The sequence below is a fragment of the Methylobacterium sp. Leaf88 genome, assembly GCF_001422795.1.
Lineage (GTDB): Bacteria > Pseudomonadota > Alphaproteobacteria > Rhizobiales > Beijerinckiaceae > Methylobacterium.
The window spans coordinates 1-23609 of record NZ_LMMK01000024.1; the positions used below are offsets into that span (position 1 = coordinate 1).

At 70.5% G+C, this 23609-nt stretch carries 24 protein-coding genes; 11 read left to right on the plus strand and 13 right to left on the minus strand.

The features are described 5' to 3' along the window. Positions 1–110: 110 nt before the first annotated feature. Positions 111–827 carry a DUF4142 domain-containing protein gene (locus ASF20_RS14325; protein WP_056214300.1) on the minus strand — a complete coding sequence of 239 codons (717 nt, stop codon included), beginning with the start codon at positions 825–827 and terminating at the stop codon, positions 111–113. Positions 828–1000: 173 nt separating this feature from the next. On the opposite strand from ASF20_RS14325, the gene ASF20_RS24140 reads away from it, so the two are divergent. Continuing rightward, positions 1001–1156 carry a hypothetical protein gene (locus tag ASF20_RS24140; RefSeq protein ID WP_156648086.1) on the plus strand — a complete coding sequence of 52 codons (156 nt, stop codon included), beginning with the start codon at positions 1001–1003 and terminating at the stop codon, positions 1154–1156. A gap of 94 nt (positions 1157–1250) precedes the next feature. Here ASF20_RS24140 and polA read toward each other — a convergent pair whose 3' ends face one another. From polA to ASF20_RS14345, 4 genes are read right to left on the minus strand one after another with little or no spacing between them, the layout of a single operon-like run. Next, complete coding sequence (gene polA / locus ASF20_RS14330) at positions 1251–4343, minus strand: DNA polymerase I (RefSeq protein ID WP_056275127.1); 3093 nt, start codon at positions 4341–4343, stop codon at positions 1251–1253. Between the two features lie 48 nt (positions 4344–4391). Further along, positions 4392–4736, minus strand: coding sequence for a HepT-like ribonuclease domain-containing protein (locus ASF20_RS14335; RefSeq protein WP_056275129.1), 345 nt, complete (start codon positions 4734–4736; stop codon positions 4392–4394). Next, positions 4726–5022, minus strand: a complete 297-nt coding sequence (locus tag ASF20_RS14340; RefSeq protein WP_056275132.1) for a nucleotidyltransferase domain-containing protein — start codon at positions 5020–5022, stop codon at positions 4726–4728. Before ASF20_RS14340 ends, ASF20_RS14335 begins: the two co-directional genes overlap by 11 nt. Before the next feature lie 45 nt (positions 5023–5067). Then, positions 5068–6225, minus strand: a complete 1158-nt coding sequence (locus tag ASF20_RS14345; protein WP_056275133.1) for a YihY/virulence factor BrkB family protein — start codon at positions 6223–6225, stop codon at positions 5068–5070. A gap of 346 nt (positions 6226–6571) precedes the next feature. On the opposite strand from ASF20_RS14345, the gene ybaL reads away from it, so the two are divergent. Further along, positions 6572–8386 carry a YbaL family putative K(+) efflux transporter gene (gene ybaL / locus ASF20_RS14350; protein ID WP_056214315.1) on the plus strand — a complete coding sequence of 605 codons (1815 nt, stop codon included), beginning with the start codon at positions 6572–6574 and terminating at the stop codon, positions 8384–8386. A 4-nt stretch (positions 8387–8390) separates the two neighbouring features. Here ybaL and ASF20_RS14355 read toward each other — a convergent pair whose 3' ends face one another. The 3 genes from ASF20_RS14355 to ASF20_RS14365 all read right to left on the minus strand — a co-directional run bounded on the left by ASF20_RS14355 (position 8391) and on the right by ASF20_RS14365 (position 11829). After that, complete coding sequence (locus ASF20_RS14355) at positions 8391–9872, minus strand: UdgX family uracil-DNA binding protein (RefSeq protein WP_056275136.1); 1482 nt, start codon at positions 9870–9872, stop codon at positions 8391–8393. Position 9873: 1 nt separating this feature from the next. Next, positions 9874–11088: a putative DNA modification/repair radical SAM protein gene (locus ASF20_RS14360; protein WP_056275138.1), complete on the minus strand. Its 1215-nt coding sequence runs from the start codon at positions 11086–11088 to the stop codon at positions 9874–9876. A gap of 123 nt (positions 11089–11211) precedes the next feature. Continuing rightward, entirely contained in the window at positions 11212–11829 is a 618-nt protein-coding gene (locus ASF20_RS14365) for a RecX family transcriptional regulator (RefSeq protein WP_056275140.1), read from the minus strand. Between the two features lie 81 nt (positions 11830–11910). On the opposite strand from ASF20_RS14365, the gene ASF20_RS14370 reads away from it, so the two are divergent. Next, positions 11911–13341, plus strand: coding sequence for a TAXI family TRAP transporter solute-binding subunit (locus ASF20_RS14370; RefSeq protein ID WP_056275142.1), 1431 nt, complete (start codon positions 11911–11913; stop codon positions 13339–13341). A 39-nt stretch (positions 13342–13380) separates the two neighbouring features. Here the strand turns inward: ASF20_RS14370 and ASF20_RS14375 are convergent, their stop codons facing one another. The 4 genes from ASF20_RS14375 to ASF20_RS14390 form a co-directional block, all read right to left on the minus strand. Continuing rightward, positions 13381–14703: a Gfo/Idh/MocA family oxidoreductase gene (locus ASF20_RS14375; protein ID WP_056275143.1), complete on the minus strand. Its 1323-nt coding sequence runs from the start codon at positions 14701–14703 to the stop codon at positions 13381–13383. Positions 14704–14835: 132 nt separating this feature from the next. Continuing rightward, positions 14836–15207, minus strand: a complete 372-nt coding sequence (locus ASF20_RS14380; RefSeq protein ID WP_056275145.1) for a hypothetical protein — start codon at positions 15205–15207, stop codon at positions 14836–14838. 94 nt (positions 15208–15301) lie between these two features. Further along, positions 15302–16075: a phosphatase PAP2 family protein gene (locus ASF20_RS14385; protein ID WP_056214342.1), complete on the minus strand. Its 774-nt coding sequence runs from the start codon at positions 16073–16075 to the stop codon at positions 15302–15304. 90 nt (positions 16076–16165) lie between these two features. Next, a complete protein-coding gene (locus tag ASF20_RS14390; protein ID WP_056275147.1) occupies positions 16166–16696 on the minus strand; it encodes a 2'-5' RNA ligase family protein in 531 nt (176 codons plus the stop codon). Between the two features lie 133 nt (positions 16697–16829). On the opposite strand from ASF20_RS14390, the gene ASF20_RS14395 reads away from it, so the two are divergent. The 8 genes from ASF20_RS14395 (at position 16830) to ASF20_RS14430 (ending at position 23015) form a co-directional block, all read left to right on the plus strand. Beyond that, complete coding sequence (locus ASF20_RS14395; protein WP_082487536.1) at positions 16830–17810, plus strand: hypothetical protein; 981 nt, start codon at positions 16830–16832, stop codon at positions 17808–17810. Between the two features lie 44 nt (positions 17811–17854). Then, positions 17855–18832: a glutathione S-transferase family protein gene (locus tag ASF20_RS14400; protein WP_056275149.1), complete on the plus strand. Its 978-nt coding sequence runs from the start codon at positions 17855–17857 to the stop codon at positions 18830–18832. Between the two features lie 65 nt (positions 18833–18897). Then, complete coding sequence (locus ASF20_RS14405) at positions 18898–19383, plus strand: hypothetical protein (protein WP_056275655.1); 486 nt, start codon at positions 18898–18900, stop codon at positions 19381–19383. Between the two features lie 184 nt (positions 19384–19567). Further along, on the plus strand, positions 19568–20467 hold the full coding sequence (gene trxA, locus ASF20_RS14410) for a thioredoxin (protein WP_056275151.1): 900 nt from the start codon (positions 19568–19570) through the stop codon (positions 20465–20467). Positions 20468–20495: 28 nt separating this feature from the next. Continuing rightward, positions 20496–21164 carry an LON peptidase substrate-binding domain-containing protein gene (locus ASF20_RS14415; protein ID WP_056214355.1) on the plus strand — a complete coding sequence of 223 codons (669 nt, stop codon included), beginning with the start codon at positions 20496–20498 and terminating at the stop codon, positions 21162–21164. A gap of 27 nt (positions 21165–21191) precedes the next feature. Beyond that, entirely contained in the window at positions 21192–21398 is a 207-nt protein-coding gene (locus ASF20_RS14420; protein WP_056275153.1) for a Trm112 family protein, read from the plus strand. 14 nt (positions 21399–21412) lie between these two features. After that, positions 21413–22408 (plus strand): asparaginase, encoded by a 996-nt coding sequence (locus ASF20_RS14425; protein ID WP_056275157.1) that lies wholly within the window; start codon positions 21413–21415, stop codon positions 22406–22408. A gap of 211 nt (positions 22409–22619) precedes the next feature. Beyond that, positions 22620–23015: a hypothetical protein gene (locus ASF20_RS14430; RefSeq protein WP_056214366.1), complete on the plus strand. Its 396-nt coding sequence runs from the start codon at positions 22620–22622 to the stop codon at positions 23013–23015. 195 nt (positions 23016–23210) lie between these two features. Here ASF20_RS14430 and ASF20_RS14435 read toward each other — a convergent pair whose 3' ends face one another. Next, positions 23211–23570, minus strand: a complete 360-nt coding sequence (locus ASF20_RS14435) for an STAS/SEC14 domain-containing protein (RefSeq protein WP_056214370.1) — start codon at positions 23568–23570, stop codon at positions 23211–23213. Positions 23571–23609 lie beyond the last annotated feature (39 nt).

Sequence of the window (23609 nt, forward strand, 5' to 3'; positions counted from 1 at the left end):
CCAACACGGACGAGAGCAGGTTGGCGATAATCCCTCTTGACCTGAAACACCCAATAGAGAAGGGCTGCCCCACGGGGCGGCCCTCTCTCATTCCAACGTGGGCGTGCCGGTCAGTTGATCCGGTCGGCGAGGTTGGCCGAGTGGGCGTGCTCGCCAGCGATGTACGGCAGCGCCTGGTTGGCGAACTCACGACCCTGCGCGTTGTCGCCGTTGCGGGCGTAGGACGCGTAGAGGCCGAGGGTGCGGGCGTCCGAGTTGGCCTGCTGGTCGACGTAGGTGCGGTCGAAGTCGCGGCCCGCGCGGGCGGACTTCAGACGGTCGATGCGGCCCTGGCCCTCGGCGCCGATGGCGACGCGGCGGCCCGGCTCCGAGGGGCTGTTGTCGACGAGGCCGACGCCGCCGAGGACGCCGCCCACGACGCGTTGGGCGATGGTGGCCGAGATCGTCACCGGGGCGAGGACGACGCCGATCGGGTTGTCGAGGCGGGTCTCGAAGGGCTGGGTGTCGGACACGACGGTGCCGCCGGCGGTCAGCGAGGTGCCCTCGGGCAGCAGCGCCTGGGTGGTGGCCTTACGCTCGACCAGAACGTTGTGGGCGTACTGACGGACGCGCGGGTTGCGCGAGCGCTCCAGGGCGATGCGGCTCGACTCGATGCTGACGGCATCCGAGCGCAGCGCCGCGGCGCGGAAGTCGGAGGTGTCGGTCACGGTCGGCTGGTTGTCGCCGAATTGCGGCGCGACGCGGAACGACAGGGGCTCCTGGGCGAGCGCCGGAGTGGCGAGGGCGGCGACCGACAGGCCGAGGGCGGCGAGGAGGGACTTGGTCATGGCAGGGTCTCTTTCCGGGGCGCCCGAACGGCGCCGTTCTTGTTGATCGTTTGTGGTGCGGCAACACGCGGCCCAAGCGGGCGTTCCACCCTGCGTCGCATTGGAGCATTGCGTTCGAAGGGGTGTCATTCCGCCCGCCCGACTCCAAAGCGGCCCCGTTCCCCGAGGGGGGCATGCCGGTGCGCCCGTCGGATGTCGCGTCCGCCGGCGCGGGGCACCGCAGCGCGCCGCCCTCCGCGATCAAGACCGGCGACTCGGACGCCATGGTCCACTACCGGTTCGACGGACCGACCGTCGCGCGGCAGCTGCGGATCAACCGGGGGGCCTAGCCCGTCGTACGGATCGCCGCCAAACCGGCTCCTGGTCCGTGTCGCCGATCTCGCCGCCGGCCTCGGCCGGACCCGAGGCGGAGCGAGGCACCTCTCAGTGCGCTTCCTCCCAGTTCAGGGCGGCCCGGGCCTCGACCACCAGGGGCACCCGCAGGGTCAGGGCGGGGGCGGGGGCGTCGACCATGATACGGGTGATCACCGGCAGGGCCTTCTCGACCTCGTCCTCGGGCGCCTCGAACACGAGCTCGTCGTGCACCTGCAGGAGCATGCGCACGTTGAGACGCTCGGCCCGGAGCGCTTCCTCCATGCGGATCATCGCCCGGCGGATAATGTCGGCGGCCGAGCCCTGGATCGGGGCGTTGATGGCCTGACGCTCGACGGAGGCGCGCTCGTTGGGGTTATTCGAGCGGATCTGCGGGTAGTGGCAGACCCGGCCGAACAGGGTGGTGACGTAGCCGAGATCCCGGCACCGGCGCTTGGTGTCGTCGATATAGGCGCGGATGCCGGGGAAGCGCTCGAAATACTGCTTGATGAAGGCCCCGGCTTCCTCGCGGCCGATGCCGAGGCGGTCGGCGAGGCCGAAGGCCGAGATGCCGTAGATGATGCCGAAATTGATGGTCTTGGCGCGCCGGCGCAGGTCCGCGGTCATCTCGGCCAGCGGCACACCGAACATCGCGCTGGCGGTGGCCGCGTGGATGTCGATGCCGTCCGCGAAAGCCTGGCGCAGCTGCGGGATGTCGGCGATGTGGGCGAGGAGGCGCAGTTCGATCTGGCTGTAATCGGCCGAGATCAGGCGGTTGCCCTCCGCCGCCACGAAGGCGCGGCGGATGCGGCGCCCTTCTTCCGTGCGGATCGGGATGTTCTGCAGGTTCGGCTCGGAGGAGGAGAGCCGGCCGGTGGTGGTGGCGGCCAACGAGAACGAGGTGTGGACCCGGTCGGTCTCGCGGTCCGCATGCTGCTGCAGCGAATCCGTGTAGGTGGATTTCAGCTTGGCGAGCTGGCGCCATTCGAGGATCTTCTTCGGCAGGGGGTGCCCGGCCTGGGCCAGCTCCTCGAGCAGGGTCGCGGGCGTCGCCCACTGGCCCGAGGGCGTCTTCTTGGCGCCGGGCAAGCCCATCTTGCCGAACAGGATGTCGCCGATCTGCTTGGGCGAGGAGACCTGGAATCTCTCGCCCGCATCCTCCTGGATCTCCTCCTCCAGGCGCACCAGGATCTGGGAGAAGTCGCCGGACAGGCGGCTCAGCATGTTGCGGTCGACGCGGATGCCCTGCCCCTCCATCCGGGCGATCACCGGCACGAGCGGGCGCTCCAGGGTCTCGTAGACGGCGACGCGCTTCTCGGCCACGAGCCGCGGCTTCATCATCCGCCAGAGGCGCAGGGTGACATCGGCATCCTCGGCCGCGTAGGCGGTGGCCTTGTCCAGCGCCACCCGGTCGAAGGTGATCTTGGCCCGGCCGGTGCCGGCCACGTCCGAGAAGGTGATGGGCTGGTGTCCGAGATGGCGGCGGGCGAGCTCGTCCATGCCGTGTCCGCCCTTGCCGGCATCGAGCACGTAGGAGATCAGCATGGTATCGTCGAAGGGCGTCACGCGGATGTCGTAGCGGGACAGGACGGCGAGATCGTATTTCAGGTTCTGGCCGACCTTCAGCACGCCGGGATTTTCAAGGAGCGGCTTCAGGCGCTCGAGCACCACCTTCGCGTCGATCTGGCCCGCCGCCGGCTGGAACGCCTCCGAGGCCGCCTTGGCGTCGCCGAACAGGTCTCCGTCCGCGCCCTTGACGGGCTCCTGGTGCCGGAGCGGGATGTAGGCCGCCCGTCCCGGCGCGACGCAGAGGGAGACGCCCACGAGGTTGGCGTGGTTGGCGTCCAGCGAATCCGTCTCGGTGTCGACGGCGATGACGCCGGCCTCCTCGGCCTCGGCGATCCAGGCGTCGAGTTGCTCGACGGACTGAATCGTCTCGTAGGCGGCCGTGTCGAAGGGCTTCACCGCCTCCGCCGCCCGCGCCGCCACGAGGCCGGCGGGGGTCGGCTCGGAGGGGCCGCGGGGCTTGGGCGCGACGTCGGGCAGGCCGAGATCGGCGAAGGGATCGACCTCGCCGCTCGGCGCGCCGGACGCGGTCTCGGGATCGACCGGCACGGGATCACCGTGGGCATCGGGGAAGAACGGGGCGTCGGGCGCGGGCTCGCGGTTCGGCAGCAGCGCCGGGTCGGGCTGCACCGCCTCCGGGTCCACGTGGAGCATCTGGGCGATGCGCCGGGTCAGGGTGTTGAACTCCATCGCCTTGAGGAAGCCGACGAGTTTCTGCGGATCGGGCTTGGGCAGGCGCAGGTCGTCCAGCGGCACCGGGAGGGGCACATTCTCCTCCAGCGCCACCAGCTTTCGCGAGAGCCGGGCCTGATCGATGCTGGCGAGCAGGGTCTCGCGGCGCTTGGGCTGCTTGATCTCGGCGGCGCGATCGAGCAGCGCGTCGAGGCTGCCGTATTCCTTGATGAGCGCGGCCGCCGTCTTCAGGCCGATGCCGGGCACGCCCGGCACGTTGTCCGAGGCGTCGCCGATCAGCGCCAGGGCGTCGCCGATCTGCTCGGGGGTGAGGCCTTCCCACTTGGCGATGATCGCCTCGCGGTCGAGGTTGCGCTCGGGCCGGTAGCCGGGCTTGCCCTTGGCGCCGGACTCGAAGTCGTAGAACCGCACCAGGGGGCCGACGAGCTGCATCAGGTCCTTGTCGGAGGACACGATGATGACGCCGGCGCCCCGCGCCTCGGCCTGGCGCGAATAGGTGGCGATGAGGTCGTCGGCCTCGTAGCGGATGAGCTCGATCGGCTGCAGGCCGAAGGCCCGCACGGCATCGCGCATCAGCGGCATCTGCCGCTTGAGGTCGTCCGGCGCGTCCGGCCGGTGGCCCTTGTAGTCGGGAAACAGCTCCTTGCGGAACGAGCCCTCCGACTTGTCGAACACGATGGCCAGATGCGTCGGCATCACCCCGGCCGCGCCCTCCTGCACGAACTGGGCGATCTTGGTGCAGAACAGCCGCACCGCCCCGGTGGGCAGGCCGTCCGACGGCCGGGTGTTGTACTTCTGGTCCTGGTTGATCGACTGGAAGTAGGCGCGGAAGATGAACGACGAGCCGTCGACCAGGATGAGCTGATCGCCGGGGCCGACGGGCTTTTCGGAGGAGGCAGCGGTCATCGATCGATCAACGAAAGGAGGGGGGAAATGGCGACGTCGCCGCGAAGATCATTGGTCGGCCCGTAGTTCGTTCCGGCATACCGTGAGTAGGTCAGGCAATGCCTCATGGACGGTCCCCCACAAAAGCTTTGCCGAGACACGCTCATATCGATGCCGATAGACGTTCCCCGAGTCCGCGATCTGCCGACATGGGATATGGACGTTCCGGAGTCGGGTTTCCTCGTCGACGCGCCGACTCGCCTCCGAGATGATCTCCAGGCAGCGCGTCACGCCGTAGAGTAGAAGCCGGTTGCTGGCGAAATCTTCGAAGCTCAGGTCCGCAGTGAAATCCTGAGCCGCTTCAACATTTTCGATGATGCCGAGCAGGGCGCGGCGGCCCCGCTCAGAAAGCATGGATCGCGTCGCGCCCGGCTCCGGGGCGTACGTGAGGCTTCAGCATCGAGCGGGTTGCGACATCCACTTCGACAGGGAACAGATCGGCGATGAACCCGACGACGCCGACGTACCCGTAGACATCCCGGATGGTGGTCTCGTCGATGTCGATCATGACATCGAGGTCGCTTGCCGCATGCGCCTCGCCACGCGCGACGGAACCGAATAGGGCGGCATGCAGAACGCCCCGTTCGCGCAACTCGGCCTCGTGCGCGCGAAGAATCTCGAGGGCGGTGCTGCGATCCATACCGCGACCGTACTCGAAATCAGACTTGAGCTGAAGGGCTCCCCCTCACGTCGCCGCCCCCACCGTATCGGCCATCCGGGCGTCGCGGGTGCCGAGCGGCTGCTCGGGGCCGCGGGTGGTATCGGCCTCGGTCTGGTGCTCCATCTCGGCGTTGATCTCGGCGCCGATGAGCACGATCGTGGTGGAGATCCAGATCCAGGTCATGAAGCCGATCACGGCACCCAGCGAGCCGTAGGTCTCGTTGTACTTGCCGAAATTGGCCACGTACCAGGAGAAGCCCAGCGAGGTGATGAGCCAGGCCACGGCGGCCAGGGCGCTGCCCCAGGTCACCCAGCGCCAGCGCGGGGCGTCGCGGCTCGGGCCGTAGCGGTAGAGCAGGGCGAGGCCGCCGAGCACCGCGGCGAGGAGCACCGGCCAGCGCAGCAGGGCGATGTACCAGGCCTCCGAACTCAGCCCGATGATGTTGATCGCCGCCGGCACCACCACGATCCCGACCAGCGCCAGGATGATGAACAGCAGCGCGCCGCCCGTGAAGGCCAGCGAGCGCAGGTTGAGCCAGACGAAGCTGCGCGTCTCGCGTTCCTCGTAGACGATGTTCAGGGCGGAGAAGACCGCCTTCATGCCGCCGTTGGCACTCCACAGCGACAGCACGATGCCGGTGAAGAAGGTCAAGCCGAGGGTGGTGTCGCCCTTGGCGGCGATGCGTTTGACCTGCTCGCCGACGATGTCGAGGGCCCCGGAGGGGATGACACCCTGCAGGCTCTGCAGGTGCTCGTTGATGGTGGCCACGTCCGCCACGAGCCCGTAGCACGAGACCAGGGCGGCGATGGCGGGGAAGATCGCCAGGAGCACGTAGAAGGTCACGCCGGCTGCGACCGAGATGATGTTGTTCTCCGAGACGTCGTGGAATGCCCGCATCCCGATATCCTTCCAGCCCTTCGCCGGGATGTCGGACGGCGTGCGCGCGCCGCGGCCGCGCTCGGGCTCGGCGCTGGCCACCCGGCGGGCCTCGGTGCCGGCATGGGACGGGGAGGGCTGGCGGGCCGGATCCTTCGGCATCGCCCGGGCCGGTGCCGTCCCTCCGGCCCGACGCGGGAGCGCGACGAAGCCGAGAAGTGCGGTGGCGAGGGCCACGGTCCAGAGGGTCGAATTTCGGGTCTCGACTGCATTGGGTGCAGTCGAATGCTCGTTCGGTGAGGTCATCGATCGTCCGTTCCGCCGAAGGAATCGTAATCGCAAGGTGATGCTGGCGTTGCTCGACGCAACAAACGTTGGTTCGACAACGGGAGGTGACGGCCAAGAGTTTCCTTCCGGTTCATTGAAAAGCGAGCGCGGGCGACGCGGCGGCCCAGCCGGATTTATTCCGCGAAACCCCCGTCCGAGGGCCGACGTTGTGCGTCGGGGCACGCGAAGCGACGCGCGGTGCGGAATTTCGGGGCCAGCCTGGACGTCAGGGCCGATCGCGGCTTGCCCTCGCGGGCGCCACGCGGCACGGCCGAGGGAGCCCCAGACCTCGACCCCAAAACCTCGACCCGGAGACTCCCGACCCGTGCCGCACGCGACAGAGCTGATCGCCATCATCGCCCTCGGCCTCGTGCTGGCCTTCGTGTGCGGAATGCTGGCGCAGCGCCTGCGCCTGCCGCCCCTCGTGGGCTACCTCCTCGCGGGCGTCCTCGTCGGCCCCTACACGCCGGGCTTCGTGGGCAACAGCCAGCTCGCCGGCCAGCTCGCCGAGATCGGCGTGATCCTGCTGATGTTCGGCGTCGGCCTGCATTTCTCGATCAAGGACCTGATGGCGGTGCGCACCATCGCGCTGCCGGGCGCCATCGTGCAGATCCTGGCGGCCACCGCCATGGGCGGCGCGCTGGCGCTGGCCTGGGGCTGGGGCCTCGGGGCGGGGCTCGTCTTCGGCCTTGCCCTGTCGGTGGCGAGCACGGTGGTGCTGCTGCGGGCGCTCGAGGAGCGTCGGCTCCTCGACAGCGACAAGGGCCGCATCGCGGTGGGCTGGCTCATCGTCGAGGATCTGGCCATGGTGCTGGCCCTCGTGCTGCTGCCGGCGCTGGCCCCCTCCCTCGGGGGCGACGGGGCGGGCGTCGCGCACCATGCCGGGGACGGCAACATCTGGCTGACCCTGGGGCTGACGCTGGCCAAGGTCGGGATCTTCGCCGCCGTGATGCTGGTGGGCGGGCGCCGCTTCGTGCCCTGGCTCCTCGACCAGGCGGCACGCACGGGCTCGCGCGAGCTCTTCACCCTGGCGGTGCTGGCCCTGGCGCTCGGCATCGCCTTCGGTTCGGCGGAGCTCTTCGGCGTCTCGTTCGCGCTCGGCGCCTTCTTCGCCGGCATGGTGCTCGCCGAATCCGACCTCAGCCATCAGGCGGCGGCCGATTCCCTGCCGCTGCAGGACGCCTTCGCGGTGCTGTTCTTCGTCTCGGTCGGCATGCTGTTCGACCCCGGCATCCTGATCCGCGAACCGCTCTCGGTGCTGGCGGTGCTCGGCGTCATCCTCATCGGCAAGTCCCTGGCGGCGGTGGCGATCGTGCTGGCCTTCCGGCATCCGCTGGGCACCGCGCTCACCATCGCGGCGAGCCTCGCCCAGATCGGCGAGTTCTCGTTCATCCTCGTCAGCCTCGGCCTATCTCTGAAGCTCCTGCCGGAGGAGGGGCGCGACCTCATCCTCGGCGGCGCCATCCTGTCGATCACCCTCAACCCGCTGTTCTTCGCGCTCACCGACTGGGTCGGCCGCAAGGTCGCCGAGCGTCCGGCCCTCGCCGCCCGCTTCGAGCGCCAGGGCGCCGCGGCCCTGGCGGTCACCAGCGAGAGCCCGCCGCATCGGGGCCACGCGATCCTCATCGGCTATGGTCGGGTCGGCAGTACCATCGGCCAGGCGCTCAAGGCCTGGGACCTGCCCTACATCGTCCTCGACCGCGACCGCCGCCGGGTCCTGGAGTTGCGCCAGGAGGGCATCGAGGCGGTGTTCGGCGACGCCACGGCGCCGGGCATCCTGCAGGCCGCCGACATCGCCCAGGCCCGCCTGATCGTGGTCGCGACCCCGGAGGCCCACACGACGCGGCGCATCGTCGAGCTCGCCCGGGAGATCCATCCCGGCATCGACACCCTGGTGCGCACCCACAACGACGGCGAGCGCCGCCACTTCGAGGAGCAGGGCGTCGGACTCGTGCTGATGGCCGAGCGCGAACTGGCCTTCGGCATGACTCTCTACGCCCTGCGCAGCCTCGGCCTGAAGGAGGGCGAGGCCCGCATCTTCGTCGACAGCACCCGGGTTGAGAGCCGCTCCGCCCCCATCGAGACCGCGATCGACCAGGTCACGCCGGAGCTGCGCCCCCACAAGGAGGAGGGGGCGTGAGGCGTCAGGCGGCCAGGGAGCGCCCGAGGTCGTGGACGCGGCGGAGATCGGCCACGAAGGCCGCGTAGGCCTCCGCCTTCGCCTCGTCCGGCAGGCGCAGCAGGTAGGACGGGTGCACGGTGATGAACCCCGCATAGGGTTTTTCGAAATCCGCCGGGCCGCGCGCCCGGGTGATCGGGATCTGTTTGCCCGTCAGCGCCAGCACGGCGGTGGCGCCGAGCGCCACCACGAGCTTCGGCGCGACGAAATCGAGCTCCCGGTCGAGCCACCAGCGATAGTGGCTGACCTCGCCGGCGGTGGGCTTCTGGTGGATGCGGCGCTTGCCCCGCTCCTCGAATTTGAAGTGCTTGACCGCATTGGTGAGGTAGGCCTCGCCTCGCACGATCCCGGCCTCGGCCATCGCCCGTGAGAGCAGTTGCCCGGCTGGGCCGACGAAGGGGCGCCCCTGGCGGTCCTCCTGGTCGCCCGGCTGCTCACCCACGAAGGCGATGGACGCGCCCAGCGGTCCTTCGCCGAGGACGGCCTGGGTCGCGCCGGGGACCAGCGGCTCCGAGCGCCGGATGATGGCGTTGAGCGCCTCCAGCGAATCCGGGGCCTGGTCCGCCATGGCCGCGACGGCCCGGGCGGGATTGCGCTTGACCGGCATCTGCGGCGTCCTCTCGATCATGGCGCCGGTCCGCGCCGCCGCCTGCCGGACGAGGCCCGGAATGGCGGCGGTCTCGGGCATGTTGCGCCAGTACTTCTTCGGCATCTCCGCCCGCATCGCGGCGAGGTTCGTCCGGGCGGGGTTGAACGTGCTCTCGTAGTAATCGCGCCAGCCGGCCTCGAATCCGTCCTGTGCCGGCGCGTCCTCGCGTCGCCCTGGCGGTCCGAACGCGAGGACATCGCCGTCCCAGCGGGCGGAGGCCTCCGGCGTCAGGATGGTCCAGTCCAGTCCGCGGAAGCGATCGACGAAGAACGGGGCGGCGGCCCCCAGGATGTGGTGGTCCGGCTCGAACCAGGCGACGAAGCGCTCCGGCCCATCGCCCTCCACGCGGCGGAAGCGCAGGAAGGCGTGCATCTTGTGCAGGTCGCGGGCGATGGCCTTGCGCATCCGCTCCAGGCGATGGACCAGCGGGTCGCTCGAGATCTCCAGCAAACGCCGCTCGCCGCGCTGGATGCGCCAGATCAGATCGTAGAGCAGGGCGTAGCGCTCAGGGTCGCGGTGCAGCACCACCCGGGCGACCATCTCGCCCACCCCGCGCGGCAGGCTCAAGGGAGCTTCCTCCGAGGGCGCGGGGGGCGGCGCCCCGAACAGCCCGGACGCTTCGCCGATGGACCACAGCACCCGCTTCGGCGGGATGCCCCGGCCGGCGAGGCGACGGGCCGCGGCCCGGAAGCCCTCGAGGTCGGCGCCCGGGGAGAGGTCGACGGCTTCGAGCGCGCCGCGCCCGAACCCTGTCCCCTCCGCGGGGGAGGGAGGAGCCGATCGGTGTGCGCCCGCCATCCTAGAACAGCGACAATTGCTTGGGCGGGTCGGCGAGCCGTGCCCGCAGGTCGAGCCGGTCGGTGAGGCCGCCCGCCGGATGGTAGTCGGCGGCGATGAGGAAGGGCCGCGCCCGCTTCAGGGCCGAGGTCAGGCGGGCGACGTCGTCGAGGCGCAGGCGGGTGTGCCGGCGGGCCCGGATGATCTTGTCCACCGCCCGGGCGCCGAGGCCCGGCACCCGCAGCAGCATCTCGCGGTCGGCGGCGTTCACGTCGACGGGAAAGCGCGCCCGGTGCTTCAGGGCCCAGGCCAGCTTCGGGTCGATGTCGAGGGAGAGCATCCCGTCCTCGGTGGCGTCGGCCACGTCGTCGGGGGTGAAGGCGTAGTACCGCAGCAGCCAGTCGCCCTGGTACAGGCGGTGCTCGCGCTGGAGCGGCGGCGCGGTCAGCGGCAGGATGGTGGACCCGTCCGGGATCGGGTTGAAGGCCGAGTAGTAGACCCGCTTGAGGTTGTAGGAGCCGTAGAGCAGGGCGCTCTTGCGGATCAGCGCCTCGTCCGTGGTGGCGTCGGCCCCGACGATGACCTGCGTCGACTGCCCGGCCGGCGAGAACCGGCGCTTCTCGGATTTCGCCTCGGCGATGCGCTCGCCGATCTGCGCGATGGCGTTCTGGATGACGGCGCCGTCCTTCTCGGGGGCCAGGCGCTCCAGGCTCGCCTCGGTGGGCAGCTCGACGTTGATCGACAGACGGTCGGCGTAGAGGCCCGCCTCCTCGATCAGCCAGGGGCTCGCCTCCGGGATCGACTTCAGGTGGATGTAGCCGCGAAAGCCGTGATCGCGCCGCAGCGATTTCGCCACCCGCGTCAGCAGCTCCATGGTGTGATCGGGCGACTTGATGATGCCCGACGAGAGGAACAGGCCCTCGATGTAGTTGCGCTTGTAGAACTCCACCGTGAGGGTCACGACCTCCTCGACGGAGAACTTCGCCCGCTGCACGTTGGAGGAGCGCCGGTTCACGCAGTAGGCGCAGTCGAACAGGCAGTAATTCGTCAGCAGGATCTTCAGGAGCGAGATGCAGCGCCCGTCCGGCGTATAGGCGTGGCAGATGCCGGCGCCGGTGGTCGAGCCGAGCTCGCCCTTGCCGGCCGTGCGCTTGGGCGCCCCGGACGAGGAGCACGAGGCGTCGTACTTGGCGGCATCGGCGAGGATGCGCAGCTTCTTCGCGAGCATTTCGTCCATCGGTGAGAAATGCGCCTCGTTCGCGCTTCGTTCAAGTTTTCGCGCACGGATTCGGGCTTTCTCCGCCGCCGCGATGTCGCAGCCTTATAGCTGGGAACCAAAGCCCGGAGCCCGGTCCCGGAGCTAAGCCTCGTGGTCGAGGGGCTCGGCGTCGGGATCGGCCTCGATCACCCGTCGGCCGAGGCCGTACGGGAAGCCGGCGCGGGCCATGGCGGCGAGATCCCGGTCGCGATGGGCCTCGCGCGTCCCGGGCCGGCGCCAGGGTCCGAGGCGCCGCCGCTTGGCATAGGCCCGGGCCGCTTCCGCCTCGAGGTCGACGCCCGCCTCCGCCGTCTCGCGCTCGGCCTCCATCGCGCTCGCCACCTGCTCGCGCGACACGCCCTTGGCGGCGAGCTTGGCCGACAGGGCCCGGGCGGAGGCACCGCGCCGGCGCAGGGCCGCGAGGCGCCCGGCGGTGAAGCGGGCGTCGTCGACGAGGCCGGCGCCGACCGCGCGGGCGACCGTGGCCTCGATCGCCTCGGCGAAGGCGCTCGCCTCCTCCCCGCGCAGGCGGCAGCGCTTGTCGACCCGGCGCTTCAAGGTCTGCCGCAGCATCGCCACGGAGGCGCTGTAGCGTTCGAGGTAATGCAGGGCCGCCCGCTCGAGATAGGCGGGGGTGACGGGCGGGGGCGGTTTGACCTCGGCCCGGTCATCCGGTGCGGCTCCGGTGGGGCGGCGGGACGCAACGTTTCGCGGTGTCATCGGTTCTTCACGATCCGGACGGGGTTCGGGGGTCGGTCTCGCAGATATGGTGATCCCGCTGGACAAAGGCTCGTTCCTGCCATGCCGGCATTTCTCGTGAGACGCGAGTGGCTTCTCGTCCTTCTGGCGCTCGGCTTCGCCGTCGTGGCGGGGATGCTGGTCTACCTGTCGCGTCCCACCACCCTAACCGTGGCGGTCGGTCCCCGGGACGGCGCCGAGGCGACCCTGCTTCAGACCTACGCCCAGGCTCTGGCCCGCGGTCGCGAGGATGTCCGCCTCAAGCTGAACTTCTACGATGACGTGCGCGACAGCGCGGAGGCGCTCCAGCGCAACAAGGCCGACCTCGCCGTGGTTCGGCCCGACGTCCTCCTGCCCGAGAACGGGCTCACCCTGGCGATCCTGCACGACGAGGCCCTGCTGATCGCCGCGCCGGAAGCGGCGGGCATCGAGAACTTCCCCGACCTCGCGCGCAAGCGCCTCGGCGTGGTCGAGCGGCACGCCGCCGACATGCCGTTCCTGACGAACCTCCTCGCCTTCTACGACTTCTCCGCCCAGCCGGCGGCCGAGCCGGTCCCCGAAACCGGGCTCGGCCCGGCCCGGATCGCCCTCGTGCCGCTCACCCCCCAGGAGGTCACCAGCGCCATCGCGGAGGGCCGCGTCGACGCGGTGGCGGTCATCGCCGCTCCGGCCTCGAAGGCGGCGATCTCGACGGTGCGTGCCGTCGAGGCGGCCTCGGCCGAGAAGAAGATCAATTTCGTCTCTGTGCCGGATGGCGGGGCGATCATCCAGCGGATGCCCGAGTTGCAATCCGTGACGATCCCGGCGGGCACCTTCGGCGGTCGCCCGAAGCGCCCGGACGAGGACGTGAAGACGGTGGGCGCCTCCTACCGGCTGATGGCCCGCGGCGGCGTTAGCCGCTTCACGGTCGCCTCGGTGACTCAGCACCTGTTCGAGTGGCGCTCGAAGCTGGCGCCTCTGGCGCCGATCGCCAACCTGATGAAGGCGCCGGATTTCGATTCCACCGTCGCGGCCACGAGCGCTCGCCTGCCGAATCATCCCGGCGCGGTGGACTACTTCGAGCGCGAACAGCAGACGATGTTCGAGCGCTACGAGGACTACATCTACCTGCTGGCGTTCTTCGGCGGCACCGTCGGCTCAGGTGTCGCCTGGGTCGCCCAGCGCCTCGCCCGAAAGCGGCGCGAGCGCATCGACATCGTCCTCGACCGGCTCCTCGACATCCTGCGCGAGGTGCGCGCCGCCACCGGCAAGGCCGACCTCGACGGCCTCGTGCGCGAGACCGACGACCTTGTGGCCGACGTCGTCCAGCATGCCCGCGAGCGCAACATCGACAACCGCACCGTGAGCGCCCTCATCCTGGCCATCGACGCGGTCCATGCGGCGATCAACGACGAGCGCCGCAATCTCGGCGCGGGTGACATCGAGAGCGGGCGGGCGGTGGACCACGCCCGCACGGCCCGCCTCCTCTCGCTCCACACGCCGGCGGCGGAGTAGCCGGCCGAGACCCGATCGCGACGCGGCGGACGCCCGGGATCAGCCCGCCGCGTCGAGTTCGGGGCCGCGGGTGACGTCGAGGCCGCTCGGTGCGCCCGGCGGCGGGCCGACCGTGACGGGCCGGCCCGTGCGGGCCGCCTCGTAGATCGCCTCCATCAGCACGTGGTCCTGCAGGCCCTCCTCGCCGGGGGTGCGCGGGCGCCGATCCTCCTGGATGCAGCGCGCCATGTGATCGATCTCCAGGGCGAACTGGTTCTTCTGCGCGAGGATGCGGGTGTCCTGCGATTCCGCCTGCCCGTCCGGTCGCGCGATCACCAGGCGCTGGCCGCGATACGCGAAGGCGTTCTGCAGGTCGATGGCGGCCCGGTCGGTATGGACCTGGAGCCGGCGCGACTCGTGAACCCCGTAGCTCGTCAGGCACTGCGCGATGACCTGCGAGGGGAAGCGCAGGGTGAAGGAGACCGACTCCTCGACCTCGGCGAATTTCGGATCGCCTTCCGGCGAATGGATCTGTGCCTCCACCGAGACGGGCTCCTCGCCGGTGAGGGCGCGCACGCCGTTCAGGCAGTAGAGCCCGATATCCGGCAGGGCACCGCCGCCGGCCAGGGCCTTCTTCAGGCGCCATTGCTGGGGCAGGCCGGTGGTCTGGCCGTTGAAGGCCTGGATCAGGCGCGTCCGGCCGACCTCGCCGGAGCGGGCGAGACGCGCCACCTCGCGGTTGTAGGGCTCGTACTGGCAGCGATAGGCGATCATCAGCTTGACCTTGGCCGCCGCGCAGGCCGCGATCATGTCCCGGGCCTCGGCGGAGGAATTCGCCATCGGCTTCTCGCAGAGCACGTGCTTGCCGGCCTTGGCCGCGGCCAGCACGTCCCCGCGATGGACGGCGTTCGGCGTCACCACGTACACGGCCTGGACCGCGGGGTTTTGCGCGAGGCGGTCCCACTCGTCGTAGCCGTAGACCGCCTCCGGCGCGATCCCGTACTGCTCGGCCACGAGCTTCGCCTTGGCGGGGGTGCCCGACATCAGAGCGACCACGCGGGCCCGCTTCGTCTCGCCGAAGGCCGGCAGGATCTCTTCCAGGCTGAGGCGTCCGAGGCCCACGATGGCGAAGCCAACGCGCTGGCCCGGCGGCATCGGGGCGGGGGGCGGCGGGGGCGCCCGGTCCCCGGGGCCGCGCCAGTTCGGGAACATGACCTTGCCGCCCTGCACCGCGCCGGTATCGGCCGGGACCGAGGGGCCGGGCGGGCCCGATTGCGCGCCCGCGCCCGCGCCCGCGCCCGTCGCCCCGAGGGCGAGGCCGGTCAGGGTCGCACTGCCCGCGCGCAGGACGTTGCGGCGGGAGAGGGGGATGTCATCCGTCATGAAGCTCGCTGTCGGTTCCGGCGGGACAGGGGCCGCGGATGGAGAACCGCCGGCCTGCTTCTTCGGGAACGTCACGGCGAGAAACGCGGTTCCGGCGATCCGACGGCCTGCGCCACCGGACCGCTGCCGCCCTCAGGCCCCGTCGCCCCGCGCAGCTAGGCGGGCCCGCAGGGACGCGATCTCCGAGCGCGCCGCCCGAAGATCGCGCATCAGGCCGATGGGGATGGGCACCGCGGCGGGCGGGTCCGGCACGAACTGGACGCCGACGCAATCGTCGCCCCGCCAGATCAGGCGTACCGGCCGCGTCTGCCGGGTCTTGCGGATATGGAGGGTGAAAATCTCCGGCAGGGGCACGCCGTCGCTGAGCGCGAGGCGCAAGCCATCGGGACCGCAGTCCCGGATCAGGCAGGCCGTGTCGGAGGCGTGCGGGGCGATGCGGATCTCGGCGCCGAGGAGGCTCCGCAGCCGGTTGCCCTGTCGACGCTCGCGGGTGATCGAACCCATGTGACCCTCTTCAGAAGTGGCATTGGGGTAACAGGGTTGTGGCCTCCCGGTGCCGGTGGGCGAAAGCGCCGGAGCGATTCATCGTCCGGTAGGGTTAAGGCGTCCGCTCCGGCTCCCCGTGACGGGTCGGGGCCTCGACGTCGCCGCGCTGCTGCAGAACCAGGGCGACGAACCAGCAGAGGGCGGCCCAGGCGGCTCCGACGCACCAGCCGGCGACCACGTCGCTCGGCCAGTGCACCCCGAGATAGATGCGGCTGAGCCCCACCAGCAGCGTCATCGACACCCCGACGATGAGCACCAGGATCTTCACCCCGCGCTGGCGGTCCACCCGGGCGATCAGGCTCGCCAGGGTCAGGTAGGCGATGGCCGACATCATGGCGTGGCCGCTGGGGAAGCTCGCGGTGAACACCTCCATCCCGTGGGGCACGAGGTCCGGGCGGGGGCGCTGGTAGAACATCTTGAGCACCGTCGAGGCGATCTCGCCGCCGCCGATCGCCGCGACCACGAAGACGGCGATGCGCCGGCGCCCCGTCATCGCCAGATAGGCGCAGGCCGCTGCCGTCACGAACACGATGGTGAAGACGCTGCCGAGCCCGGTGATGTCGCGCATGGTCTCTTCGAGCCAGCGCGGCCCGATCGGGTCGGAGAGATCGGCGGGATTGCGCAGGGCGAGGAGGATCTTGCGGTCGAGGGCGGCGGTCGAGCCCTCGCCGACCTCGTTGGCCAGGGCGAAGAAGCCGTAGCCGAGGAGACTCACCGCCAGCAGCGCCAGGACCGGGCCGACCTCGTTCAGGCGCAGGGCCAGGCGCAGGGCGTTCGCCCGGGTGACGAGCGGATTGTTGCGGTAGCCGGAGGGCAGGGCTTTCATGCGGGCGTCTTCGCGAACTGGTCGATGGGGGGCTGGGGGCTCCCGGCATAGCGGATCGGCGGGGCGTCCTCCATCCGGGCGGACGCGGCGTTACCCGAACGCGAAGCTGGCGCGACGCTCCCAGGGACCGCCGAGGTAGCGCCAGAGCAGAAGGCCCGGCGCCGTGAACCGGAAGGGCGTGAAATCCGCCTCCAGCTCGGCGTGCAGCGTCCGGGCGGTGCCGGGATCGACCTTGTTCTGCACCGTGACGTGCGGGCGCCAGCCCTGCCGATCCTGCGCGGTCAGGCCCTCGCCCAAAGCCTCGAACGGGTCGGCGAGCCGCGCCCGGAAGGCCGAGAGGGCGTCGGAGGCGAGCACGTAGGCGACGCCGCGCCCGGTGAAGCGCAGGCCGGTCACCGCCACCTCCGGCGGCGCCTGGGTCCGGGTCATCGCCGACAGGGTCTCGACGATGCCCGGCTCGCTCGGGCCCGGCAGGTGGTGGAACAGGGTCGCGTGGGCCGGGATGTGGTTCAGCGCCTGCGGGAAGTGCCGGCGGCGCAGGCCGTCGAACCGCGCGAAGGTGTCGGGATCCATCCCCAGGGTGAGGATCAGCGGGTCGGGCGTGGGGGTGTGGTCTGTCATGGTCCGATCCGGCGTGAGGCAGGGAGATGGCGCGGGCGGGGGCTGCGTCCAGGGCCGGGCGCCGCCACGGTCCGCGGCGTGGCCGCCGCCGCCCGGCCTGTTCAGGGCGGTCCGGGCCGGGTAGAGAGCCCCGATGCGGCGCAAACACCGGGAAATCGTCCATGTGGGGCGCGAGGGCTGGCTCTTCCTGATCGGAGGCACGAACGGTGTCCTCGAGCAGTATCGCGCCAGCCTGTCCCGGTGGTGGCGCCTGCGCGGCTGGGTCAAGCTCGTCGCGGCGCGGGCCGCCCGGGCCCAGGCGCTTGGCATCCGCTACGTGCACGTCGTCGTGCCCGAGAAGCTGTCGGTCTACGACGACCGGACCCAGGATCTGCGCTTCGATCCGCGCCAGGCGCCCACCCGCGTGCTGGCCCGGCGGCTGATCAACAATCCCCACTACGTCGACCTGCTGGCGCCGATGCGGGCGGCGCGCGACGGCGCGGTGCCGCTCTACTACCGCACCGACACGCACTGGAACTACGAGGGCTGCCGGCTGGCCTACGGCGTGCTGATGCGGGCCTGCGGCGCGGTGCCCCCGGCCGATCTCGATGCCCGCGAGCGCTACGAGACCACCCGGGTGCGCGATCTGGGCGAGAAGATTCCGGAGAAGCCGATCGAGACGGCGAGCCATGCGGTGCTCGACCGCGACGCCCGCCGGACCTACGCGAGCCCGCTCGTGGCCGCCTACGAGGCCGCCGGCCGCGCCCCGGATCTCCATGTGGGCGCCCATGTCTGCTTCCGGAACGACCGGCCGGACGTCGATCCGCGCACCCTGGTGCTGTTCGGCGATTCCTACGCGCATTTCGCGCCGATCATGCTCACCGGCATCCTGGCGGAGAGCTTCCGCGAGGTGCACTTCGTCTGGTCGTCGAGCATCGACTGGGGCTACGTCGAGCGGGTGCGGCCCGACCTCCTGGTCTTCGAGATGGCCGAGCGCTTCGTCACGCGCCTGCCGGACGACACCTTCGACATCGCGACCTACCAGAAGGGCGAGCACCTCGCGGCCGCCGCGCCCGCCGTCGCGGCCCCCCCGGCCGAGGCCCCCGCGCCGGAGGGGCTGTCCGCCGAGGCCTGAGCGCCCATCTTTCCGCGGACACGCAAACGCGGGAGGGAACGATCATGGGGCTGCTCGTCGACGGCGTCTGGCAGGATACCTGGTACGACACCAAGGAGACCGGCGGCCGCTTCAAGCGTACCGACGCCAAGTTCCGGAACTGGATCACCGCCGACGGATCCCCCGGTCCCAGCGGGGAGGGCGGGTTCCCGGCGGAGGCCGGGCGCTACCACCTCTACGTGTCGCTGGCCTGCCCCTGGGCCCACCGCACCCTGATCGTGCGGGCCCTGAAGGGCCTGGAGGCGGCGATCTCGGTCTCTGTGGTCGATCCGCACATGGGCGCGGAGGGCTGGGTCTTCGGCGATTCGCCCGGCGCCACGCCCGACACGGTCAACGGCGCGACCCGCCTCTACGAGGTCTACCTGAAGAACGATCCCGGCTTCACCGGCCGCGTCACCGTGCCGGTGCTGTGGGACAAGCAGCGCGCCGCCATCGTGTCGAACGAGTCGGCCGAGATCATCCGGATGCTGAACGGCGCCTTCGGGACCGCCGGGCCGGACCTCTACCCGGCCGACCTCGCGGGCACGATCGACGCGGTCAACGCCCGGGTCTACGACGCCGTCAACAACGGGGTGTACAAGGCGGGCTTCGCCACCGAGCAGGCCGCCTACGCGGAGGCCTTCACCGCGCTGTTCGCCGAACTCGACGCCCTGGAGGCCCGCCTCGACACGGCGCGCTACCTCTGCGGCGACCGGCTGACCGAGGCGGATCTCCGCCTGTTCACCACCCTGGTGCGGTTCGACGCCGTCTATGTCGGGCATTTCAAGTGCAACCGGCAGCGCATCGCCGACTATCCCAATCTGTCGAACTATCTGCGCGACCTCTACGCCCTGCCGGGGGTCGCCGGCACGGTGAACCTCGCCCATATCAAGCGGCACTATTACGAGAGCCACCCGACCATCAATCCGACCCGGATCGTGCCCCTTGGGCCGGCCCTCGACTTCGACGCCCCGAACGACCGCGCCGCCCGCTTTCCCGCCTGAGCCCGGAGCCCTGCGCGCCCGCAGCCCCTCGACGAACCGACCCGCAGCCTTACATCGGAATCATGATGCGCCTCTCGACCACCCGCCTCGTCCTTCTCGCTGCCCCGCTGCTCACGGCCGCGCCCGCCTTCGCCCAGACGGCCGTCAAGCTCGAGGGGCGCTGCGAGAAGCTCGTGATCGCCGGCCAGGACGTCTCGGCCACCTGCAAGAACACCCTGATGAACACGGTCTCGCGCAACCGCACGAGCTTCGACTTCGCTGCCGAGGGCCGGTCCCTGAGCTTCAGCGGCAACGGCGCCCAGCAGGAGCGGACGGAGGAGACCGACCCGCTCCAGCCGATCAACCTCGTGATCCCGAGCGAGACCACCAAGGACGGCGTGGTCCAGGGCCCCCTGGTCGCCGTCGGCTCCTGCGCCTTCAGCACCCCGGAGCCGGGCAAGACGACGATCACCTGCGAGGCGAACGCCGCCAAGGGAACCTACCAGGGTGTCTTCGTGACCGATGCCAAGGCACCGGATGCGGGCAAGGCCGGCGGCAGCGCCCCCCGCTAGGAGCGCGGGCTTCCTCCGGTGGGTGGGTCGTGTCGAAGCGGGATCCGCCGATGACCCGGGGGCGATTGCGTGTGGACGTCCGCTCTGGTCCGAGCGCGCGGAGTTCCCATCTCTTGACGCAGGACGGAACGGGTGGACAGACCCGGACCCTCCGACGGATCCAAACGAAGGCCTCGAGGACGTTATGCTGAACGATGCGCCGGTGCCGGGCGGCCCCACCCCCACCAAGGACGTGACCACGGCGAGCTTCCGCCAGGACGTCATCGCCGAGTCGATGCAGCAGCCCGTGCTCGTCGACTTCTGGGCCCCGTGGTGCGGCCCGTGCAAGCAGCTCGCCCCCGTGCTGGAGAAGGTGGTCGCCGGCTCCGCCGGCAAGGTGAAGCTCGTCAAGATGAACATCGACGAGCATCCCTCCATCGCCGGCCAGCTCGGCATCCAGTCGATCCCCGCCGTGATCGCGTTCGACAAGGGGCAGCCGGTCGACGGGTTCATGGGCGCGGTGCCCGAGGCCCAGATCAAGGACTTCATCACGCGCCTGGCCGGCCCTGCCGGTCCGACGCCGATCGAGGAGGCCCTGTCCGAGGCCGAGGCCCTCCTCGGGGTCGGCGACGTGGCGCAGGCCGCGCAGCTCTACGCCGCCGTGCTCGCCGAGGAGCCCGCGAACGTCGACGCGATCGCGGCGCTGGCCAAGATCCAGCTCGACGCCGGCGACATCGAGAACGCCAAGGAGCTCGTCGCCATGGCGCCGCCCGAGACGGCGTCCCATGCCGGCCTCGCCAGCGTGCGCGCGGCGATCGAGCTCGCCGAACAGGCGGCGGCCCTGGGCGACCTCGGTACCTTTCAGGCCCGGATCGAGGCAGACCCGAACGATTTCCAGGCTCGCTTCGACCTCGCGCTCGGTCTCAACGGCCGCAACCTGCGCGACGAGGCGGTGGACCAGCTCATCGAGATCGAGCGCCGGGACCGCACCTGGAACGAGGGCGCGGCGCGCAAGCAGCTCCTCACCTTCTTCGAGGCCTGGGGCCTGATGGACAAGGCCTCGATCCGCGGGCGGCGACGCCTGTCGTCGCTCGTCTTCGCGTGAGGCCGCGAACGAACCGCAGGGGAACACGATGAGCACGCATGCGGGCTACAAGGGACCGGCCGACTGCCCCGGAGTGATTCCGGTCTTCCCGCTGCCCGGTGCGCTGCTGCTGCCGCGCGGACAGATGCCGCTGAACATCTTCGAGCCGCGCTACCTCGCCATGATAGACGATGCCCTGCGGAACGACCGGATCATCGGCATGATCCAGCCCGACGTGGAGGCGGGCTCGTCGCCGATGACGCCGAAACTCTTCCGCGTCGGCTGCGCCGGGCGGATCACCCAGTTCGCCGAGACCGGTGACGGGCGCTACCTCATCTCGCTCACCGGCATCGCCCGGTTCCGGGTGGAGAGTGAGCTCGCCACCACCACCCGCTACCGCCGCTGCCAGGTCTCCTACGACGACTTCGCCACGGATTTCGAGGCGCGGGCGGGTGAGGCGGCGGTGGACCGGGAGGGCGTGCTCAAGGCCCTGCGCGACTTCGTCGAGGTCAACGACCTCAAGGTCGACTGGGCCGGCATCGAGGAGGCGCCCAACGAGGCCCTCGTCAACGCCCTCTGCATGATGAGTCCCTTCGGCGCCCGCGAGAAGCAGGCCATGCTGGAGGCGCCGGACCTCAAGACGCGGGCCGAGGTCTTGATTGCGGTGACCGAAATGGAGTTGGTGCGCGGGTCGGGCTCCGAGCCCACGCTGCAATAGTTTTTTCCCGCGAAGGATACGCCCCAGATGGCCGATGACACCCTGGGCCCCGTCGAGGCCACCCGCGTCGACCCCAAGCTCCTCGAGCTCCTCGTCTGCCCGTTGACGAAGGACACCCTCGAATACGATGCCGGCCGCCAGGAACTGGTGAGCCGCTCCGCCCGCCTCGCCTATCCGATCCGCGACGGCATCCCGATCATGCTGCCGGAAGAGGCGCGGGCGCTCACCGACTGATCGGCCGCGCCGGCATGACCGATCGCCCGACCATCGCCCTCGTCGCCACCGGCGGCACCATCGCGATGAAGCACGATCCCGTCACGGGGGCCCCGGTGCCCGCCCTGACGGGGGCCGACCTCGCCGCCGCGGTGCCGCGCCTGGCCGACCTCGCCCGGATCGCGGTGGTGGAGTTCGCCAACGTGCCGAGCGCCTATATGGGCCCGGACCTGTGGCCCGGCCTCAGCCGCACGGTGGCGGACCTGCTGGCGCGGCCGGACATCGCGGGCGCCATCGTCCTGCACGGCACCGACACCCTCGACCAGACCGCCTATTTCCTCGATCTGACGCTGGCGAGCGACAAGCCGGTGGTGATGGTGGGCGCCCAGCGCAACGCCTCCGAGGCGGATGCCGACGGCGCGCGCAACCTCCTCAATGCGGTCCGCCAGATCCTGGCCCAGGGCGCGCGCGAAGATCTGCGTGGGCTGGGGGTGACGGTGACGCTGAACCACAACATCAACGCCGCCCGCGCGGTGCGGAAGTCCCACACCAACAACGTCGAGACCTTCAATTCCGGCGAGGCCGGCTTCCTCGGGCAGGTGGACGAGGACCGGGTCGTGTTCGCCCGCAAGCCCCTGCGGCGCCAGACCCTGCCGCTCCCCGAGCGGCTCGCCCGGGTCGCGCTCGTGGCGATGGCGGCCGGTGACGACGGGCGCCAGCTCCGCCACGCGGTGGCGGACGGGGCCGAGGGCGTGGTGGTTGCCGCCTACGGCTTCGGCAACGTCAACGAGGCCCTCTACGACGCGGTGGTCGAGGCCATCGCCGCCGGCGTCACCATCGTGGTGGCGAGCCAGGTCCCGCATGGCCGGGCGCTGCCCGTCTACGGCTTCAAGGGCGGCGGCAGCACGCTGCGGGCGGCCGGCGCGGTCTTCGCCGACGACCTCTCGCCGGACAAGGCCCGGGTCCTGGCGCTCCTCGCCCTGCCGATCACCCGGGACCGCCAAGCATTGCAAGCGTATTACGACCGGTAACGCCAAGCTTCGGCTTGGTCCTGGGCCATGGTCATGGCCTGTTCAGACACGTTCGGCAATAAGTCTCATCCATCGATTGCGGCGCTTGTCACAATCCTGCCGCTTCGGCGGGTATGCTCAGCGCACTCTCACTTGATCGTCTGCTTGAACCGCCGGTGCGCCATCCTGTGGCTGCGGCTCGGACGGACGCTGTTTTGCCGAAGGATGATGTATGTCCAAAGTTGCGGTGGTTCTGGCGCTCGGAGCCGGCCTGTCCTCGCCCGCGATGATCCCGGCCGCGGCCCGCGACGGCGGAAACTTCAACGGGGCCTGGTCGGTGGAACTGGTCACCGAGAGCGGCATGGTCTGCGACAGCCGCTACACCTATGCGGTGTCGGTGCAGGAGGGGCAGGTGCGCCTCACCTCCGCGGCGGCCGGCGCCACCCTGAACGGCCGCGTCGGGCCGGACGGCACGGTCGGCCTCAACGTCTCGAACGGCACCGCCTCGGGTGCGGTCTCGGGCCGCCTCCAGGCCCAGAGCGGCGGCGGCACCTGGAAGGTCTCCTCCCTGTGCTCGGGCCGCTGGACGGCCCGACGCCACACCACCCGGACCGCCCAGGCGGAGTAGGGTTCGAGCCGGACGCGGCCCGCTTCCCCGGCGGATCGCGGGCCTGAAGGGACTCTCGTCGCGCTTGTGGACGACCGCGACCGGCGGTCGATCCGCGGTGGACGGGGCCCAAGGGCCCCCGCGCCTCACCCCTCCCCACAGGGGGGGAGAGGGACGAGCCGGCCGGATGCGTGTCCCGGCCGTCGGGTCAGGGCCTCAGGCGGCCGCGAGCCATTGGCGCGCTTCCTCGATATGCGCGCGGTCGAAGGTCTTGATCTGGGCCGGCGAGACCTTGCCGAAGGTGTCGGCGATCATCCGCAGCCACGAGGCGTCGGTCACCAGGGCGACGTGGCTGACGCCCTTCATCATGGCGAGGCCGAAGCGCGGGTCCTTGAAGAACGCGGCCGGCTCCATGCCCTTGAAGTCGCGCACGTCTTCCAGGAGCTTGATCTTGCCGCCCTTGTCGAGGTCGGCCTGCATGGCGGTGATGACGGTGTTCATGTCCGCATCGGTGATCTGTCCGTCGACCACGATCTCGGCGACGCTCGAATCCGGCTTCTTGGTGTAGGTCAGCACGTGGGGCACTCCTCAGGGGATCGAACGCTACCCAAGCGA

Coding starts and splice junctions, on each gene's coding strand:
- ASF20_RS14380 (WP_056275145.1), bottom strand. CDS start 15,207: ATGGGTTCGATCACCCGCGAGCGTCGACAGGGCAACCGGCTGCGGAGC.
- ASF20_RS14355 (WP_056275136.1), bottom strand. CDS start 9,872: ATGGCGGGCGCACACCGATCGGCTCCTCCCTCCCCCGCGGAGGGGACA.
- ASF20_RS14425 (WP_056275157.1), top strand. CDS start 21,413: ATGACCGATCGCCCGACCATCGCCCTCGTCGCCACCGGCGGCACCATC.
- ASF20_RS14345 (WP_056275133.1), bottom strand. CDS start 6,225: ATGACCTCACCGAACGAGCATTCGACTGCACCCAATGCAGTCGAGACC.
- polA (WP_056275127.1), bottom strand. CDS start 4,343: ATGACCGCTGCCTCCTCCGAAAAGCCCGTCGGCCCCGGCGATCAGCTC.
- ASF20_RS14415 (WP_056214355.1), top strand. CDS start 20,496: ATGAGCACGCATGCGGGCTACAAGGGACCGGCCGACTGCCCCGGAGTG.
- ASF20_RS14340 (WP_056275132.1), bottom strand. CDS start 5,022: ATGGATCGCAGCACCGCCCTCGAGATTCTTCGCGCGCACGAGGCCGAG.
- ASF20_RS14370 (WP_056275142.1), top strand. CDS start 11,911: ATGCCGGCATTTCTCGTGAGACGCGAGTGGCTTCTCGTCCTTCTGGCG.
- ASF20_RS14395 (WP_082487536.1), top strand. CDS start 16,830: ATGCGGCGCAAACACCGGGAAATCGTCCATGTGGGGCGCGAGGGCTGG.
- ASF20_RS14375 (WP_056275143.1), bottom strand. CDS start 14,703: ATGACGGATGACATCCCCCTCTCCCGCCGCAACGTCCTGCGCGCGGGC.
- ASF20_RS14360 (WP_056275138.1), bottom strand. CDS start 11,088: ATGGACGAAATGCTCGCGAAGAAGCTGCGCATCCTCGCCGATGCCGCC.
- ASF20_RS14390 (WP_056275147.1), bottom strand. CDS start 16,696: ATGACAGACCACACCCCCACGCCCGACCCGCTGATCCTCACCCTGGGG.
- ASF20_RS14420 (WP_056275153.1), top strand. CDS start 21,192: ATGGCCGATGACACCCTGGGCCCCGTCGAGGCCACCCGCGTCGACCCC.
- ASF20_RS14430 (WP_056214366.1), top strand. CDS start 22,620: ATGTCCAAAGTTGCGGTGGTTCTGGCGCTCGGAGCCGGCCTGTCCTCG.
- ASF20_RS14405 (WP_056275655.1), top strand. CDS start 18,898: ATGCGCCTCTCGACCACCCGCCTCGTCCTTCTCGCTGCCCCGCTGCTC.
- ASF20_RS14400 (WP_056275149.1), top strand. CDS start 17,855: ATGGGGCTGCTCGTCGACGGCGTCTGGCAGGATACCTGGTACGACACC.
- ASF20_RS14365 (WP_056275140.1), bottom strand. CDS start 11,829: ATGACACCGCGAAACGTTGCGTCCCGCCGCCCCACCGGAGCCGCACCG.
- trxA (WP_056275151.1), top strand. CDS start 19,568: ATGCTGAACGATGCGCCGGTGCCGGGCGGCCCCACCCCCACCAAGGAC.
- ASF20_RS14385 (WP_056214342.1), bottom strand. CDS start 16,075: ATGAAAGCCCTGCCCTCCGGCTACCGCAACAATCCGCTCGTCACCCGG.
- ASF20_RS24140 (WP_156648086.1), top strand. CDS start 1,001: ATGCCGGTGCGCCCGTCGGATGTCGCGTCCGCCGGCGCGGGGCACCGC.
- ASF20_RS14335 (WP_056275129.1), bottom strand. CDS start 4,736: ATGCTTTCTGAGCGGGGCCGCCGCGCCCTGCTCGGCATCATCGAAAAT.
- ASF20_RS14325 (WP_056214300.1), bottom strand. CDS start 827: ATGACCAAGTCCCTCCTCGCCGCCCTCGGCCTGTCGGTCGCCGCCCTC.